19 protein-coding genes are annotated in these 17,353 nt (G+C 36.5%); 16 read left to right on the plus strand and 3 right to left on the minus strand.

What is annotated here, in order from left to right:
- Positions 1-60 precede the first annotated feature (60 nt).
- The 8 genes from JMM81_RS01255 to JMM81_RS01290 all read left to right on the plus strand — a co-directional run bounded on the left by JMM81_RS01255 (position 61) and on the right by JMM81_RS01290 (position 5,219).
- The gene (locus JMM81_RS01255) at positions 61-576 is read left to right on the plus strand and encodes a YqeG family HAD IIIA-type phosphatase (RefSeq protein WP_256239693.1); all 516 of its coding nucleotides are present in this window, start codon (positions 61-63) and stop codon (positions 574-576) included.
- Positions 577-580: 4 nt separating this feature from the next.
- Entirely contained in the window at positions 581-1,684 is a 1,104-nt protein-coding gene (gene yqeH / locus JMM81_RS01260) for a ribosome biogenesis GTPase YqeH (RefSeq protein WP_256239694.1), read from the plus strand.
- A gap of 132 nt (positions 1,685-1,816) precedes the next feature.
- A complete protein-coding gene (aroE, locus tag JMM81_RS01265) occupies positions 1,817-2,656 on the plus strand; it encodes a shikimate dehydrogenase (protein ID WP_256239695.1) in 840 nt (279 codons plus the stop codon).
- Positions 2,650-2,940: a ribosome assembly RNA-binding protein YhbY gene (gene yhbY / locus JMM81_RS01270; protein WP_256239696.1), complete on the plus strand. Its 291-nt coding sequence runs from the start codon at positions 2,650-2,652 to the stop codon at positions 2,938-2,940. Before aroE ends, yhbY begins: the two co-directional genes overlap by 7 nt.
- A 54-nt stretch (positions 2,941-2,994) precedes the next feature.
- Positions 2,995-3,561: a nicotinate-nucleotide adenylyltransferase gene (locus JMM81_RS01275; RefSeq protein WP_256240286.1), complete on the plus strand. Its 567-nt coding sequence runs from the start codon at positions 2,995-2,997 to the stop codon at positions 3,559-3,561.
- A complete protein-coding gene (yqeK, locus tag JMM81_RS01280) occupies positions 3,551-4,105 on the plus strand; it encodes a bis(5'-nucleosyl)-tetraphosphatase (symmetrical) YqeK (RefSeq protein ID WP_256239697.1) in 555 nt (184 codons plus the stop codon). The genes JMM81_RS01275 and yqeK overlap by 11 nt, the downstream gene beginning before the upstream one ends.
- 14 nt (positions 4,106-4,119) lie before the next feature.
- Positions 4,120-4,476 (plus strand): ribosome silencing factor, encoded by a 357-nt coding sequence (gene rsfS / locus JMM81_RS01285; RefSeq protein ID WP_256239698.1) that lies wholly within the window; start codon positions 4,120-4,122, stop codon positions 4,474-4,476.
- Positions 4,473-5,219, plus strand: coding sequence for a class I SAM-dependent DNA methyltransferase (locus JMM81_RS01290; RefSeq protein ID WP_256239699.1), 747 nt, complete (start codon positions 4,473-4,475; stop codon positions 5,217-5,219). Before rsfS ends, JMM81_RS01290 begins: the two co-directional genes overlap by 4 nt.
- Before the next feature lie 188 nt (positions 5,220-5,407).
- On the opposite strand, the gene comER is transcribed toward JMM81_RS01290, so the two are convergent.
- Entirely contained in the window at positions 5,408-6,232 is an 825-nt protein-coding gene (comER, locus tag JMM81_RS01295; protein ID WP_256239700.1) for a late competence protein ComER, read from the minus strand.
- Positions 6,233-6,344: 112 nt separating this feature from the next.
- On the opposite strand from comER, the gene JMM81_RS01300 reads away from it, so the two are divergent.
- The 3 genes from JMM81_RS01300 to JMM81_RS01310 all read left to right on the plus strand — a co-directional run bounded on the left by JMM81_RS01300 (position 6,345) and on the right by JMM81_RS01310 (position 9,974).
- Positions 6,345-6,983: a helix-hairpin-helix domain-containing protein gene (locus tag JMM81_RS01300; RefSeq protein WP_256239701.1), complete on the plus strand. Its 639-nt coding sequence runs from the start codon at positions 6,345-6,347 to the stop codon at positions 6,981-6,983.
- A gap of 131 nt (positions 6,984-7,114) precedes the next feature.
- A complete protein-coding gene (locus JMM81_RS01305) occupies positions 7,115-7,531 on the plus strand; it encodes a deoxycytidylate deaminase (protein ID WP_256239702.1) in 417 nt (138 codons plus the stop codon).
- 115 nt (positions 7,532-7,646) lie between these two features.
- Positions 7,647-9,974, plus strand: a complete 2,328-nt coding sequence (locus JMM81_RS01310) for a DNA internalization-related competence protein ComEC/Rec2 (protein ID WP_256239703.1) — start codon at positions 7,647-7,649, stop codon at positions 9,972-9,974.
- Between the two features lie 175 nt (positions 9,975-10,149).
- Here JMM81_RS01310 and JMM81_RS01315 read toward each other — a convergent pair whose 3' ends face one another.
- Entirely contained in the window at positions 10,150-10,284 is a 135-nt protein-coding gene (locus JMM81_RS01315; protein WP_256239704.1) for a YqzM family protein, read from the minus strand.
- 439 nt (positions 10,285-10,723) lie between these two features.
- Here JMM81_RS01315 and holA point away from each other — a divergent pair, with 439 nt between their 5' ends.
- Positions 10,724-11,740: a DNA polymerase III subunit delta gene (gene holA / locus JMM81_RS01320; RefSeq protein WP_256239705.1), complete on the plus strand. Its 1,017-nt coding sequence runs from the start codon at positions 10,724-10,726 to the stop codon at positions 11,738-11,740.
- Positions 11,741-11,781: 41 nt separating this feature from the next.
- Here holA and rpsT read toward each other — a convergent pair whose 3' ends face one another.
- Positions 11,782-12,048, minus strand: a complete 267-nt coding sequence (rpsT, locus tag JMM81_RS01325) for a 30S ribosomal protein S20 (RefSeq protein WP_256239706.1) — start codon at positions 12,046-12,048, stop codon at positions 11,782-11,784.
- A gap of 225 nt (positions 12,049-12,273) precedes the next feature.
- On the opposite strand from rpsT, the gene gpr reads away from it, so the two are divergent.
- The 4 genes from gpr to lepA all read left to right on the plus strand — a co-directional run bounded on the left by gpr (position 12,274) and on the right by lepA (position 17,264).
- A complete protein-coding gene (gene gpr, locus JMM81_RS01330) occupies positions 12,274-13,398 on the plus strand; it encodes a GPR endopeptidase (protein ID WP_256239707.1) in 1,125 nt (374 codons plus the stop codon).
- 245 nt (positions 13,399-13,643) lie between these two features.
- Positions 13,644-14,849 (plus strand): stage II sporulation protein P, encoded by a 1,206-nt coding sequence (spoIIP, locus tag JMM81_RS01335; RefSeq protein WP_256239708.1) that lies wholly within the window; start codon positions 13,644-13,646, stop codon positions 14,847-14,849.
- A gap of 17 nt (positions 14,850-14,866) precedes the next feature.
- A complete protein-coding gene (locus tag JMM81_RS01340; protein ID WP_256239709.1) occupies positions 14,867-15,211 on the plus strand; it encodes a DUF3679 domain-containing protein in 345 nt (114 codons plus the stop codon).
- Between the two features lie 214 nt (positions 15,212-15,425).
- Positions 15,426-17,264, plus strand: a complete 1,839-nt coding sequence (gene lepA, locus JMM81_RS01345) for a translation elongation factor 4 (RefSeq protein ID WP_256239710.1) — start codon at positions 15,426-15,428, stop codon at positions 17,262-17,264.
- The last annotated feature ends 89 nt before the right edge of the window (positions 17,265-17,353 follow it).

Genomic DNA, 17,353 nt, shown 5'->3' on the forward strand with positions numbered 1-17,353 from the left:
AATATTTCTAAATAAATGATTAATGGTTAAATGTGTAATGGATAATGGGGTGTAATTAAAGTGTTAAAGCAATTTCTGCCTAATCAGCACGTAAAAAGTATTCTGGACATTGATCCAAAGGACTTACAGGAAAAAGGAATAAAAGGAATTATTACCGACCTTGATAATACGCTTGTTGAATGGGATCGTCCACAAGCGACGCCGAGAGTCATTAAATGGTTTGAAGAAATGAAAAAACATCATATAAAAATAACCATTGTCTCAAACAATAATGAAACAAGAGTCAAGGCATTTTCGGATCCTCTTAACATTGCGTTCATCTACCGGGCAAGAAAGCCGCTGTCACACGCTTTTCATAAAGCGGCAAAACAAATGAATGTCAAAAAAGAGGAAACGGTTGTGATTGGTGACCAACTCCTAACAGATGTTCTTGGTGGAAACCGTGGTGGCTTTCAAACCATTTTAGTTGTACCAGTAGCTCAAACGGATGGAGTAGCTACGAAATTTAATCGAATGGTCGAAAGAAGATTATTGAATTGGTTTAGAAAAAAAGGCATGTTACAATGGGAGGATTAATCATTTGAGTGAACAGTATTCATGTATTGGCTGTGGAGTCCAAATACAAACAGAAAATCCAGAGGAAATAGGCTATGCTCCTACATCCGCCTTACAAAAGGAATCTATTATTTGTCAACGATGTTTTCGCTTGAAGCATTATAATGACATACAAGATGTCAATTTAACAGACGATGATTTCTTACGGATTTTAAATGAAATTGGTAAAAGTGATGCTTTAATCGTTAAAATCGTTGATATTTTTGATTTTAATGGAAGTTGGTTACCAGGACTGCATCGCTTTATAGGCAAAAATAAAGTGATTTTAGTTGGGAATAAAGTGGATCTCATTCCGAAAGCAGTGAAGTCAAACAAATTAATTAACTGGATGAAATATGAGGCAAAGCAGCTTGGTTTAAAACCAGCGGATGTATTCTTAGTTAGTGCTGCAAAAGGGAATTTTATAAAAGAGGTTGCAGCAGCAATTGAAGAATACAGGGAAGGCAAGGATGTCTATATTGTAGGCTGTACAAATGTCGGAAAATCCACTTTTATCAACCGTATATTAAAAGAAGTGACTGGGGAGGGTGACGTTATTACCACCTCGCATTTTCCGGGAACAACTTTAGATATTATTGAAATTCCACTTTCAGATGGACAGGTGTTAGTCGATACACCAGGAATTATCAATCATCATCAAATGGCTCATTTTGTTGATAAGCGTGATCTGAAATTTATCACACCGAAAAAGGAAATCAAACCAAAAGTTTTTCAGCTTAATGAAGGACAAACCTTGTACTTTGGCGGACTAGGACGGTTTGATTATATAAAGGGTGGTCGTAGATCTTTTTCCTGTCATTTTTCAAATGAATTAATGATCCATCGAACAAAAATGGAAAATGCAGATGAGCTATATGAAAAACACGTAGGGGAAATGTTAACACCGCCTAGGAAAGAAGAGGTGGATACTTTTCCTGAACTAGTGAAGCATCAATTTACGATTAAGGAAGGGAAAACAGATATTGTTTTTTCTGGGCTTGGTTGGATTACCGTTCATGAGCCAGGTGCCATTGTGGCAGCGTATGTTCCAAAAGGAGTTCATGCACTTATTAGGAAATCATTAATATAAAGAAGTTTTACATGTTCTTAATCGGATGACCATCAGAAAATAGGAAGTATAATAAACCCTATTGTAGTACATATACAACAGAGAGATTCATTTCGTTAAGCTCTGTAATATAGGATGGGGAGAGTGAAGTTTGTGAAAAAATTATATGGTGTAATCGGAGATCCTATTGCTCATTCTATGTCACCAGTAATGCATAATGATTTATTTCAACGTTATGAAATAGATGCTGCTATGTTTCCTTTTCACATAAAAAGGGAAAGTTTACAGGATGCTGTAAAAGGGTTTAAGGCGATTAATTTAGCAGGCTTTAATATAACAGTTCCACATAAAACAGCGATTATGCCTTTTCTAGATGACATTGATCCCCTTGCAGAAGCCATCGGTGCGGTAAATACGGTTGTAAATGAAGATGGCCGTTTTATTGGGTATAATACAGATGGAACGGGATATATAAAAGGGATATTAAAGGAAATCAATTCTCTAGAGGGCAAGAAGATGCTATTAATTGGTGCTGGAGGTGCAGCACGAGCTATTTACTATACACTGGCCAGTATGGGAGTGGAGCATCTTGATATTACGAATCGAACATTAGAGGCAGCAGAAATATTAATAGAACACTGTCCATATCCTACTCATTCTGAAGTATTAGCATTGGCGGAAGCAGAAAAACAATTGTCAAAATATGATTTAATTGTCCAAACGACTTCTATTGGGATGGAACCGAATGTTGATGAATCACCGCTTTGTCTTGATGGAATCAAGAAAGATATTTTTGTAGGAGATATTATTTATACTCCGCTTGAAACGAAATTATTACGAGATGCTAAAGGTAACGGAGCGCGTACGCAAAATGGTATACCAATGTTTGTTTATCAAGGTGCCCTTGCGTTTGAAAAATGGACAGGTATTTTTCCGGATACCGAAAGAATGCAGTCTGTTGTATTGCAACAATTAGGAGGAAAGACATGTTAACAGGAAAACAGAAACGATTATTGCGGTCAAAGGCTCACCATTTAAATCCAATCTTTCAAGTAGGAAAGGGTGGAGTGAATGAGAATATGATCAAGCAAATTAGTGAAGCATTAGAGGTACGAGAATTATTGAAAATCAGTGTATTGCAAAATTGTGATGAAGATAAAGATCAAGTAGCAAAGGATATTTCAAAGGGTGCTGGTGCTGAACTTGTTCAAATCATTGGGAATATCATTGTCCTTTATAAGGAGTCAAAGGAAAATAAGCAGATTGTCCTTCCTTAAAACTTGTAATCTACACTTTATTTATCAATAAAGATGGGACGGGAGTGAGTGACTCTGAAAAAGGTCGGCATCTTGGGAGGTACTTTTAATCCTCCGCATTTAGGACATTTGATTATTGCGAATGAAGTACAAACCCATTTCAATTTTGATGAAATATGGTTTATGCCCAATCAAGAACCACCGCATAAAGACAATACAACTGCAGTGAATAGCCTGCATAGACTTAAAATGGTGGAAAGAGCAATTGCTGACAACTCGCTCTTTAAAATTCAATCCATTGAGCTTGAACGATCTGGTAGGTCTTATACGCTGGAAACAATGAAGCTTTTAACTGAAAAGTATGATCATGAGTTTTATTTTATTATCGGTGCGGATATGGTTGAGTACTTACCAAAGTGGTATAAAATTGAAGAGTTAATTCAATTAGTAACATTTGTTGGAGTCAATCGACCCCAATACGACCAACATTCAGACTATCCGATCATTCATGTGGATGTACCAAATATAGGAATTTCCTCTCGTATGATTAGGGAAAGAGTAAAAGAGGGGAAAAATATTCGTTACTTTGTTCCAAATACGGTGATCGAATATATTGAGGAGAACCGGTTATATGAAACGTGAAGATGCACTTGAAATCGTCAAAAAACAGCTCACTGCTCATCGTTATCAACATACAGTGGGTGTTATGGAAACGGCTGTTACTTTAGCTCATAAATACGGGGCTGATGAGAGAAAAGCAGAGCTTGCGGCTATTTTTCATGATTATGCAAAATTCCGTGATAAGGAAGAAATGCATTCAATCATAATTGAGCAACAAATGAATAAAGAGTTGCTTGAATATAATACTGAGCTTTGGCACGCTCCTGTAGGGGCTTATTTAGTACAAAAAGAAGCAGGGATTACAGATCCTGAAGTTCTTGATGCGATTCGGTATCATACATCAGGGCGTCCCAAAATGACACTTTTAGAAAAAATTATTTATTTGGCTGATTATATTGAACCAGGCAGGCATTTTCCTGGTGTAGGGGAAGTAAGAGAAATAGCGGAGAAGGATTTGGATAGAGCTTTAATCCAATCCATCCAAAACACGATCTTTTTTTTAATGAAAAAAAATCAACGGATATTTCCTCTTACATTTCATACGTATAATGATTTAGTCAAATAAGGAGGACTGTATAGATGGATGATCGTCAATTATTACTAACAGCAGTTAAAGCAGCGGATGATAAAAGAGCTGAGGACATTGTTATTTTAAATATGAAAGGAATTTCGTTAGTTGCAGACTACTTTATCATTTGCCATGGGAATTCGGATAAACAAGTGCAGGCAATTGCTAGAGAGCTGAAAGAAAAAATGTCGGAGAATGACATTCAAATCAAACGAATGGAAGGCTTTGATGAAGCCAAATGGGTTCTAGTTGATCTTGGTGATGTAGTTGCTCATATTTTTCATAAGGATGAAAGAAGCTACTATAACTTAGAGAGATTATGGGGAGATGCTCCACATGAGAATGTATCTAGTGAGCTTAACAAATGACCTATGAGAAGTTTGCATATCTCTACGATGAATTGATGAAAGATGTCCCATATGAACAATGGGTACAGTTTATTAGTAAGCAAGCTAGGGAGTATGGGATCTCCGGAAAGAAATTACTTGATCTAGCATGTGGTACAGGAGAATTATCAATTCAATTGGTTGAAGAGGGATATGAAGTCACAGGGGTGGATCTTTCTACAGAAATGCTAACAGTGGCGAGAGACAAAGTTGAAAGAAATGGCTACTCGCTGTTTTTAGTAGAACAGGACATGTCAGAGCTTGAAGGATTAGACGAATATGACATAATTGGTATTTTTTGTGACTCTCTTAATTATGTGTCTGCTGAAAAAGATATAATTCGAACCTTTGAAAGGGTACAGTTACATTTAAAGCCAGGCGGACTATTCCTGTTTGACATTCATTCGCTTTATAAAATGAATACTTTATTCATCGATCAGACATATGCCTATAATGGTGATGAGATTAGTTATATATGGCAGTGCTATGAAAGTAAATACCCTCATAGTGTTGAACATGAATTAACGTTCTTTAAACTCGATCAGGCAACAAATCAATATCAGCGGTATGATGAACTTCACATGCAACGCACGTTTCCAATTGAACAATATGAGAAATGGTTATTGGAGAGTGGCTTTGAACTGCTTAGTGTGACAGCTGATTTTAGTGATGAAAAGCCTGGTGAGCAGTCTGAACGAATATTCTTTACAACCCGAAAAAAATAAAGCGATTTTAAAAAACACCTGCGTAGATCGGTGGCTGTCATGTTTTATGAAATAAATCATTATACAGGACACCTATCTCGCAGGTGTTTATTTGATCTTTCAAAGGGATAGCTGCATTCCTTTAATAAGTAAAAATAATAAGTAAAAAAGTTTTAGCAAATAGGAGGAAATAGTCGTTTTATGGCGAATTATTTACTAGTGTATTGATCCCTTAAGCCTGCTAAATCGTCTTCAAATTTCAAATGAGTGGCTTGGAAAAGATGTTCAAAAATATCACCGAGTTCGTTTTCTAGCACATTAATCCCTTCTCCTGTAATACCTCCTTTTACACAAACCTTTTCTTGTAGTGTTGGCAATGTATAGTACCCTTTTCGTAATAATTCTCCAAGACCGATTAACATTTCACTTGCAAAAATAGTCGCTGTCTCTTGATCAATTTTTGTTTCATGTACAGCTGCAAGGATAAACCGTTGGGTTAAATAACTGAAAAATGCCGGTCCACAGCTGACAATGTCAGAGGACACTCTCGTTATTTCCTCGTCAATTTCTACTGGTGTAGAAATATGATTAAAAAGGTCTGTGATAGACTTTTTCCACGTTCCTTTGCATTGCTGTCCAAATGAGAGTAAAGTTACACCCGAGAGAGCTCGATTTGTAATGCTTGGAATCACTCTTGCAACAGAACAAGGGAGGACAGATTCTAATTGTTTCACATTAATTGGGCTTGTAATGGAAATGACACATTTATCTTTTGTTAATTCGGGTTGTAGTTTCATGGCCACTTCATACACATCATGTGGTTTTACACAAATAAAAATTAAATCTGCGGTGTTTCCAATCTCCCCTATATCTTGTGTTAGACGTATTTCTGGATAGTTCTTTTGTATCATCATGGCCTTTGAAATAGATCTATTCGTTATGATGATGGAGGAAGGGGAAACAGCCTTTCCATCCACAATTGCTTCTGTTAAGATTCTCCCCATATTTCCTGTTCCAATAATCCCGACTTCCATTGTTCCATCCCTCCTTTACAGACTTACTCTCATATCATGCTATGACTTTTATAAAGGAATTATGTCAAAATTGAAATCGTGACAAAATCATTAAAGGAAAGGAATGTTTTGTATGGTTGATTGGCTTAAAGTAAATAAAATATATTTTTTTATTGGAGTAGTGATCATAGTAGCTCTTGGAGTTTATTATTTCTTACCTTTTGAAAACGATCTGTCAGGAAAAGAAAATGAATGGATTGAAACAGAAACAATAAGCTCACCAAAGGAAACCGAAGAGGAATCCATCGTTGTATCAGGTGAGCAGCAAGAAAAAGTCTTGATTGATCTAAAAGGAGCTGTGAAATCTCCAGGGGTCTATGAAGCCAATTCAGAAGAGCGAGTCATTGATATTATTAACAAAGCAGGAGGATTGCTCGAAACGGCCGATAAAAATAATATTAATTTTGCTTTGAAAGTTGTTGATGAAATGGTGCTGTATATTCCGGAAGTGGGTGAACAAAACGAAGAGGTGACAGGTGGAACTGTTGGACTATCCCAGACCATGTCTGTAGATGAGGGAAAGGTAAACCTAAATAAAGCAACAAAAGCAGGTTTAGAAACATTGTCAGGCATTGGACCATCAAAAGCTGACGCTATTATTGACTACCGGGAAACAAAGGGGCCTTTTAAAACAATAGAAGATTTAATGGAAATTAGTGGTTTTGGTCAAAAAACATTTGAAAAGTTAAAAGAGGATATAACGGTCAAATAGCGTAAAAAGGTATCGAATAGGTGAGGGTGTTTGATATAGTGTGAAGAATTGACGACTTTTTGATAAAGGTTATACACTAGGGGATAGAAGCTGTTAACTAGAAAATAGGAAAATGAAAGGAATTATTTTTTATGAAAAGGAAAAGTTGGGATGATTATTTCTTAGATATTGCAAGTGAAGTGGGTACGCGTTCTACTTGTCCAAGGTTACATGTAGGCTGTGTGATTGTGAAGGACAAACATATTGTATCGACAGGTTATAATGGTTCTATACATGGTCATGATCATTGTGAAGAGGTTGGATGTTTAATTAATGAACAAGGAAGGTGTATTCGTACACTTCATGCAGAAGAAAATGCTGTTCTTCACGCAGACAGAGGATTATTAAAAGGTGCTACAGCATTTGTCACGCATGAACCGTGTGAAAAATGTGCCAAAACATTGGCACAGTCGGGTGTCGCAAAGATTGTTTATCGAGATGCTTATCCGAATAAATGGAATGAGCATTTTTTGAAAGATGTTGAAGTTGTTCATCTTCCTAAAGAATAAGTTGAATAATATAGATCGTATATCACACGATTAAATGAATTCATTGGTTATCAAACAGATTTGGTGTTTATGGATGACTTTACTCCAAATCTGTTGGAACTGTTAGAGGTGAAGTATGAAAAATAAAGGAATATTTTATGCCGTTTCAGGCTTAGTTGGGCTACTAGCTGCATTTCACAACTTTATCCTATTTTTCGTTATTTTTTGTTTGTATTTGATCTTTCTAATGAAAAGAAAGAAGTTTGATAAGAGACATATGGTGGCTATTTTACTTTTGTTCATAGCCCTTTTTAGTAGAGGAGAGATCGAAGTTGCTCATAATCGATCAAGCTTGTCAGGTCAAGAAAAAACTTTTTACCTGTTTTTTAATGAAATAGGTAAAATAGATGGTGATCATCTAACCATTAAGGCAATAGATCGAAAAAGTTCTGAGTCCCTGCTAATAAAATATCGTATAGAATCAGAAGAAGAAAAAGAATATCTTCAACAATATTTATCCCCTGGACTCCTCTGCAAAATAGATGGACAACTTGATGAGCCGTCCATATCCTCAAATGAAAATGCCTTCGATTATAAAACATATTTGCGACAAAATCACATATATTGGCTGTTAACACCTGATCAATTTAATTTAACGGATTGCCAAAAGGACCCTAATATTTTTACCTATTTAAAAAAAATCCGTGCCGATGGTATTCGCTATTTACAGGTCCATTTTCCACCAGAAACAGTGCCGTTAGCGGCAGCTTTGCTGTTTGGGACAAGTGATTTCATTTCATCAGAAACAATGGATTATTATCGGGAGCTAGGAATCGTGCATTTACTTGCCATTTCAGGTCTTCATATTGCTATTATTGTGGCAATTGTTTATTATCTTTTTCTACGTATCGGATTGACGAAGGAAAAGTCAATCATTTTGTTATTAATTTGTTTACCTATTTATTGCGTTTTAACGGGGGCTTCACCGTCTGTAAATCGTGCTGTGTTGATGACAATGCTCTTGCTTATCGGGAGGAGATGGGGGAAACGCAACCATTTCAACGCTCTCGATGTGATAAGTCTTACCTTTCTTTTGTATGTATTTAGTGCACCTTATGCCATCTTTAACATCGGTTTTCAGTTATCTTTTATTGTTACTACTACATTGCTTGTTTCCTCGCCCTATATACTCGAACGGTATGAGAATCCTGTTTCATTAGTACTGTCAACTTCATTGCTCTCCATGTTATCTTCTGCTCCACTGCTTCTCTATTTCTTTTTTGAGTTTTCAATTATTACTCTCCTTGTTAATCTTTTTTACATTCCTATTTTTAATCTTGTTTTACTACCCTATTTATTATTCGTTTACGTGTTTCATTTGCTTTTTGGAAATTTCATGGATTTTTTTCTTTATCCGATAAATGAAATCATCATTTTTACTAACATGTTAACGAAAAAAATAGCATCACTACCTTGGAATACAATTATTTTAGGTCGACCAAATGAACTTCTTATTTTGTTTTATGGTTGGGGACTATTCTTGTTTTTCTTTATGTGGGAAAAGGAAATAAAAGGAATAGGGAAGAAGTGTCTTCTATTTTTATTTCCTTGTTTTCTTTTTATAGGGCAATTCTTATGGATGAACTTTTCTGTAGAAGGAGAGATTACATTTTTAGATGTAGGTCAAGGAGATTGTATTTATATTAGACTTCCGTTTGGAAAGGCTCGTTATGTAATTGATACGGGGGGAAATATACCATTTGCGAAAGAATCATGGCAGGTTAGGGATCATCAGTATGAAGTAGGAATGGATACTGTTGTTTCTTTTTTAAAGAGTAAGGGTGTGACAACGATTGATAAGCTTATTTTAACCCATGGTGATATGGATCACGCAGGAGGTGCAGAGGCGATTTTAGAAGAACTGAAGGTACTAGAACTTGTTCTCCCTGATCGAAAAGATAGGAATGAGTTAGAGAAGAAGCTTGTTCAGACGGCTGTAAATAAAAAAGTAGCTATTCAGTTTGTCCATGTGGGGGATAGCTGGAAGGTTGGGGATAATGGTTTTTATGTGATATCTCCTGAAGAAAATAGTCGAAGGGAGAGGAACGACGGATCTATTGTTCTTTATACGAAGTTAGGTGGCTTGAGGTGGCTATTTACAGGTGATCTTGAGGCGGATGGAGAAGCAAATTTACTTGAGAAGTATCCTACGCTAGCGGTCGATGTTCTAAAGGTGGGGCATCATGGAAGTAAAACATCTACGACAGAACCATTATTGGAACAACTATCACCGAAAATAGCTGTTATTTCTGTAGGAGCGAATAACCGTTTTGGACACCCGAATCAAGAAGTATTAGAAAGATTAGAAAAAAGAAAAATAAAAGTGATGAGAACAGATTTTTCAGGGGCGATTACCTATACATTCAGAAAAGAGGCAGGCACCTTTTCTGTTCATAAGCCATAGAATATCTTAAATTAAAAAGAGAAAAGTGCAAGAACCTTGATCATTAAGAAGGAACACAGACGAATGTCACTGCAGCCGTTAATCATCAACTTGGAACTTGTACGGGAAGTTAGACCGTTTTTAAACTAAAAAAAGAGACTTACAAGTGTAGTCTCCAAAGTTCAACCTATGTCATTTAGGACCCTATAAATTGGATAACTGTTGCGATAACAAATAACGTTGCAAAAAATCCAAATGAAACAACGAAACCTACCCCAGCATCGATTGCATCATTACGGTTACATTGTACATTATGTTCAAATTCGTTCATTGTATTCCCTCCTAATATTCTAATTATAATTATAAACGGTAATATTCTGATAATAGTATAAGCGATTGTAAAAAAAAAATCCACTTTTCTGTAAAAGGCTTTGTTTTCTATATAAGAATGTATCATTTTTCTGAACTAAGATAACGGTTCAGTTCAGGAAGCCATCGGCTCGAGGTTATAAGGCGATAAGCGGGTTCCTTACGCTTTTCTTGCTACCAACAGTTGTCATTCATATATGATATTTTTCAGGCTAACATAATGATAACAGTATATCCGTCGCCATTTATGTTACCCGGGGCTTAAATGGTTGGCGTTCATTATAGATTGGGAATTGGTACTAAAAGCGATTGTACCAATTCCTTTGTAATACTTGTCAAACCTCCTCAGCTTCTTTACGATTAAAGATAAAACTAGATGGATTTGAACGGAGCGAGGAATCATGATTTTTGAGTTATGGAAAAAAGTAAAAAGAAACGAGATTTCTTCCATGTATTTATTATTTGGAAAAGAGTCCTTCTTGATTAACGAAACAAAGCAATTACTTATTCAACAAATACTGAAAGAGGATGAAATTGAGTTTAATTTATCAAGTTTTGATCTTAATGAAACCCCAGTAGAAATGGCTCTCGAAGATGCTGAAACCTTTCCATTTATCGGTGAAAGAAAATTACTTTTTTTACACAATGCTTCTTTTTTAACGGCAGAGAAAACAAAGGATAAAGTAGAGCATAATCTAGCTAGGTTGGAAGCGTACATAAAAGAGCCTGCACCTTATTCGGTTGTTGTACTTGTGGCTCCATACGAAAAACTAGATGAACGAAAGAAATTGACAAAGGAATTAAAGAAGAATACGGATACGTTTGAGGCGAAGAAATTAACCGAGCAGGAACTCAAAAATTGGATTCGTACGAGAGCTGATTATAATGGAGTTACGATTGAGCCTGCGGCAATTGAACAAATGCTAACATTGGTAGGGACAAATTTATTTATGTTAACGAGTGAAGTAGATAAGCTTGCTCTGTATATTGGAAAAGGATTAACGATCGATGTGAAAACGGTAGAAAGTCTTGTTTCGCGTTCACTAGAGCAAAATATTTTCACACTTGTTGATAAGATCGTTACTCGTAAAATAGAAGAAGCACTGCGTATTTATTATGATCTATTAAAACTAAATGAAGAACCTATTAAAATTTTAGCTGTTATTACAGGTCAATTTCGCCTTCTTTATCAAGTGAAAGAATTGGCAAAACGTGGTTATGGCCAAAAACAAATAGCCAGTCATTTGAAAATACATCCCTTTCGTGTGAAGTTAGCAGCGGGACAAGCACAGAAGTTTGGTGATAAAGAATTAACTTATATTATAAAGCAGCTAGCAGATGCAGATTATAATATGAAGACAGGGGCAATGAATAAAGAGTTAATCATTGAGTTGTTTTTATTAAAATTAAATCAATAATAAAAAGGCTGTCACATTTGTGGCAGCCTTTTTTAGATCATTTATGCATTTAAAGAATTTATTTTTTTCGCTAAGCGAGATTTTTTTCGAGCAGCGGCATTTTTATGGATAAGACCTTTAGCAGCAGCTTTGTCTAATTTACGTGTAGCTACTGTAAAAGTGTTTGCAGCAGTATTTGCTTCGTTAGTCGCAATAGCAGCTTCTACTTTTTTCACAGAAGTACGCATATCAGATTTAATCATAGTGTTTTGAGCGTTTTTCTTTTCGTTTGTTTTTACACGCTTGATTGCAGATTTAATATTTGGCATTCGGTTCACCTCCTAGAAGAGCATCGAGATTATATGAACTCGACTTTACATTCATTAACCTATGTTAATTACAACAAAGGATATTTTATCAAATACCCACGAATATTGCAATACTCCGTTATGATTTTGAAATGGAATTTAAACACTGATTTTGAATGATTTCCAGGTTTTACGGCAAAAATAATGAATAATTATATGCAGTTTAATTTTTTAAGGGGGATTATTTTGAAAAACTCTATTGATTTGAGTCAATATTCCGTTCGGACGGATCTTGCTATCGAGGCTAGGGAGATGGCAATGGATGAAAAAAGTAAAAATATGAATGAACAGGAAAATCTTTCTCACATAGAAGGTGTGATCATCAAAGAAAAAGAAGAAGACGATATTAAAATTTCCTTTGTTGAGGTCACGAAGGAAGGTCAGGAAGCCATTGGGAAAAAACAAGGGAAGTATTTAACAATTGAAGTAGTTGGAATTAGACAAAGTGACACAGAATTGCAGCAAAAGGTAGAAAAAATATTTGCAACAGAATTTTCCCATTTTTTGAAACAAAATGGAATCAAGCAAGATGCTTCCTGTTTAGTAGTTGGATTAGGGAACTGGAATGTCACACCTGACGCATTAGGACCACAGGTTTGTGAAAATTTATTAGTCACAAGACATCTATACGAACTTCAACCTGAGAGTGTTGATGAAGGATTTCGTCCCGTAAGCGCACTTTCACCAGGCGTGATGGGACTGACCGGGATTGAGACGAGCGATATTATATTTGGGGTCGTTGAAAAAACGAAGCCTGATTTTGTTATTGCGATTGATGCATTAGCTGCAAGGTCTATTGAAAGAGTTAACTCTACCATTCAAATATCGGACACTGGAATTCATCCTGGCTCAGGAGTTGGGAACAAACGTAAGGAGTTAAGTCAAGAAACACTAGGGATTCCAGTTATTGCTATAGGTGTACCTACCGTTGTTGATGCTGTTTCCATTACTAGTGATACGATTGATTTTATTCTCAAACATTTTGGAAAAGAGCTTCGTGAAGGAGGCCGACCGTCACGTTCCCTAGCGCCAGCTGGGATGACATTTGGAAAACGAAAGAAGCTCACTGAAGAAGATTTACCTGAAGAGCAGCATCGAAAAACGTTTTTAGGAATGATTGGTACTTTGCCAGATGAAGAAAAACGGAAATTAATTTATGAAGTATTAGCACCGCTAGGTCATAATTTAATGGTTACGCCAAAAGAGGTAGATGTGTTTATTGAAGACATGGCTAATTTGTTGGCCAATGGATTAAATGCTAGTCTTCACGAATCAATAGATCAAGAAAATGCAGGATTCTACACGAGGTAGAAAAGGTTTTCCTAACTTATATAGATATGTTGATAAAGGAACTTCTGCTTTTCTTTTTGTCTATCTCTAGCATCTACTTCCTCGAGGTATTAAGCCAAGCTGGCAGGAAGGTTAAAGAACAACCTTTCTGCCAATTTGTCTTAAGCTGGTCGGGGGTGACCAAGGTGCTTGCGCTTTTCTTTTAAGTTCTATCTTTTCTAGCATCTACATAGGATTTAGTAGACTTGCTAAGAAGAGGTGGGGTCATGAAATCTGTTAAAACAGACGGGATAATGGTAACAATTAAAGGGACTAATTTAGTGAAAATACTAGTGGGATTTGCTTCTTTTCTTCTATTGGTTTTTTCAATAAGTGGCTTGTTAACTGCTTTAAAACCAGAATATAGGCCGTCTTCATCTTCTGTCCATTCTGCTACAACGAATATAACGGGTGAGATGCTCTATCATTTAATCGGTTGGGAAAATCATTACTTTTTGCAAGGATTGCCAGACTCTACTCCTACCCCTGAGCTTACTCAATATTTATTCAAGCTCTCAACAAATATCAACTTAGACGACCCGCGAAGTTTACTAGGGAGAGAGCTTCCTGCTTTTTCATTATTTGATACGGAAATCCTAGTAGCAGGAGAAGGGACAAATTATACGAACATGCCAATTGAATCAGCTCCTCCGCTTGAAATTTTACAGGCAGAGAAGGAAGCGGCTTTGCAGAATACGGAAGGTTTAAATGACCAGACACATAGTGATGAAACAGAAGTACCGCCGAACACAACTGGAGATCGAAAAGTAGTTTATGTGTACTTTACTCATAACCGTGAGTCATTTCTCCCATACTTAAAAGGTGTAACAAATCCAAATCATGCCCATCATTCCAAATTAAATGTTACAAGAATAGGGGATAAGCTTAAAGAGGAGTTTGAAAAGCGTGGCATGGGTACAGTTGTTGATAAAACAGATGTTCAGGAAAATTTAACGAATAAAGGGTTAACATATTCACAATCTTATCAGGAATCAAGAGGAGTCGTAGAAGCAGCGGTTACAGGTAATCGCGATCTTACGTATTTAATTGATGTTCACCGTGATTCGAGAAGAAAGAAAGATACAACAAAAGTAATTAATGACAAGTCCTACGCGAAAATAGCCTTTGTTGTTGGTGGAGAACATGCGAATTATGAAAAAAATCTAGCGTTTGCTAATGAGTTACATGAAATGCTTGAACAAAAATATACTGGTTTAAGTAGAGGGACTTTTACGAAGCAAGGTGCAGGAACAAACGGAAAATACAATCAAGATTTATCAGAAAATGCCATTCTTGTTGAATTCGGCGGTGTAGACAATACATTTGAGGAATTAAATCATTCAGCAGAAGCTTTAGCGGATGTTATTAGTGAATATCACTGGCAAGCAGAAAAAGTGGATCAACCTGCAACAGATCCTGCAAATGAAGGGTAGAAAGTGAGTGACTGGTTATGAAGATGTTTATGCTAAAATCCATGTTGATTGCAGCCATTATGTTTGTCTCTGTCTTGTTTGGAATGCAACAAGCCACCCTTGGGATACACAATATGCAGGGATACCCAAATGATCAATTTAAAGGGGCACTTTCCCTGCAAGAAAGTGGGGAAGGTCAATTGGAGGCATCCATACTTGGAAATGATATTTCAAGCCATGAGCTAGAAAAGAAAAAAGAAGAGTTAGAGGAACTCAAAACTTTTAACTTTTTCTCTTCTCTAGGAAAAAAACTAGCAGAGGGTATATCGACCATCACCGAAAAAACCATTGAACTCATAAGCGGTATTGTTACAGGTGAATAAAATCCTTTATGTAGAGGAATATCAACTAAAAACTGCTACATTCTCGAAAAAAGTGTAGTTTTTTTCGAGAATGTTTATGCTACTGTAGAATTCCTTTTCCTGTATCGAACGTCGATGTTACAACATCCTGTGCAAGTCCATGATTGAATCTTCATTATCCTGCTGTTATAATCAAAAATAGTGTAAAAGTGTAAGTTTAGTAGGAGTGAACGATATGAACAGAGAAGCTAGACTAAATAGGCAAGAAAAAATTCGTAATTTTTCCATCATCGCTCATATCGACCATGGAAAATCGACATTAGCAGATCGGATTTTAGAAAAAACGAATGCATTAACAAAACGTGAAATGAAGGACCAGCTCCTGGATTCAATGGATCTGGAAAGAGAAAGAGGCATTACGATTAAATTAAATTCCGTCCAGTTAAAATATACAGCAAAGGATGGAGAAACTTATACTTTCCATTTAATTGATACTCCAGGACATGTGGATTTTACGTATGAAGTATCTCGTAGTCTGGCTGCATGTGAAGGAGCTATCCTTGTTGTGGACGCTGCACAAGGGATTGAGGCTCAAACATTAGCAAATGTATATTTAGCCTTAGACAATGATTTAGAAATTGTTCCGGTCATTAACAAAATTGATTTACCGAGTGCAGATCCTGAGCGTGTTAGACAGGAAGTTGAGGACGTAATTGGGTTAGATGCTTCAGAAGCTGTTCTTGCATCTGCAAAAGCGGGTATTGGCATTGAAGAAATCCTTGAACAAATAGTAGAAAAAGTACCTGCACCCAATGGGGACCCAGAAGCCCCTCTAAAGGCACTTATTTTTGATTCCTTGTACGATGCGTATCGCGGTGTTGTCGTCTACATTCGAGTAGTTGACGGTACCATAAAAGTTGGCGATAAAATTAGGATGATGGCAACGGGCAAAGAGTTTGAAGTAACAGAGGTGGGTGTTTATAACCCAAGAGCATGTGCTGTTGATGAATTAACAGTCGGTGATGTTGGATATTTGGCAGCTGCAATTAAGCACGTAGGAGATACCCAAGTTGGGGATACGATTACCTATGCGAAAAATGGAGCAACCGAGTCATTACCAGGATATAGAAAATTAAACCCAATGGTGTATTGTGGTTTATATCCAATTGACAATGCTCGTTTTAATGATCTACGCGAAGCACTTGAAAGGCTTCAGTTAAATGATTCCGCTCTTCAATTCGAACCGGAAACGTCCCAAGCACTTGGCTTTGGTTTTCGTTGTGGATTTCTTGGACTTCTACATATGGAAATTATTCAAGAACGGATCGAACGTGAATTTAAAATTGATTTAATCACAACTGCTCCAAGTGTTATTTATGATGTAATTATGACGGATGGTACCGAGGTAAAGGTAGATAACCCTTCAGAGATGCCAGATCCGCAAAAAATTGAAAGAGTTGAAGAGCCATATGTAAAAGCAACCATGATGGCACCAAACGATTATGTAGGTACGATTATGGAACTTTGTCAAAGTAAGCGTGGGAATTTTATGAATATGGAGTACATGGATGAATCTCGTGTAAGTATCATTTATGAAATCCCTCTTTCTGAAATTGTTTATGATTTCTTTGATCACTTAAAATCGAGTACAAAAGGCTATGCTTCTTTTGACTATGAATTAATTGGATACAAGACATCTCAGCTTGTAAAAATGGATATTCTATTAAATGGTGAAAAGGTCGACGCATTAAGCTTTATCGTACATAGAGATTTTGCTTATGAGCGTGGTAAGGTGATTGTTGAGAAGCTGAAGGACTTAATCCCACGCCAGCAGTTTGAAGTGCCAGTCCAAGCGGCAATCGGACAGAAAATCATTGCAAGAACAACGATAAAGTCAATTGGTAAAAATGTACTTGCTAAATGTTATGGTGGAGATATTTCCCGGAAACGTAAGCTTTTGGAAAAGCAAAAAGAAGGGAAAAAGCGCATGAAGCAGGTTGGATCTGTTGAAGTGCCACAAGAAGCCTTTATGGCAGTACTAAAAATGGACGACAGCAACAATTCTAAGAAATAATGTAGGTCCGTAAAAATTAACAGCACTATACTGAAAAAGAGGTTAGCTGTTCTTCACCATTGAAGCAGTTAAACCTCTTTTTCATATGA

Origin of the sequence: Bacillus sp. V3B, from assembly GCF_024494465.1 — a bacterium.
Taxonomy (GTDB): Bacteria; Bacillota; Bacilli; order Bacillales; family Cytobacillaceae; genus Bacillus_BD.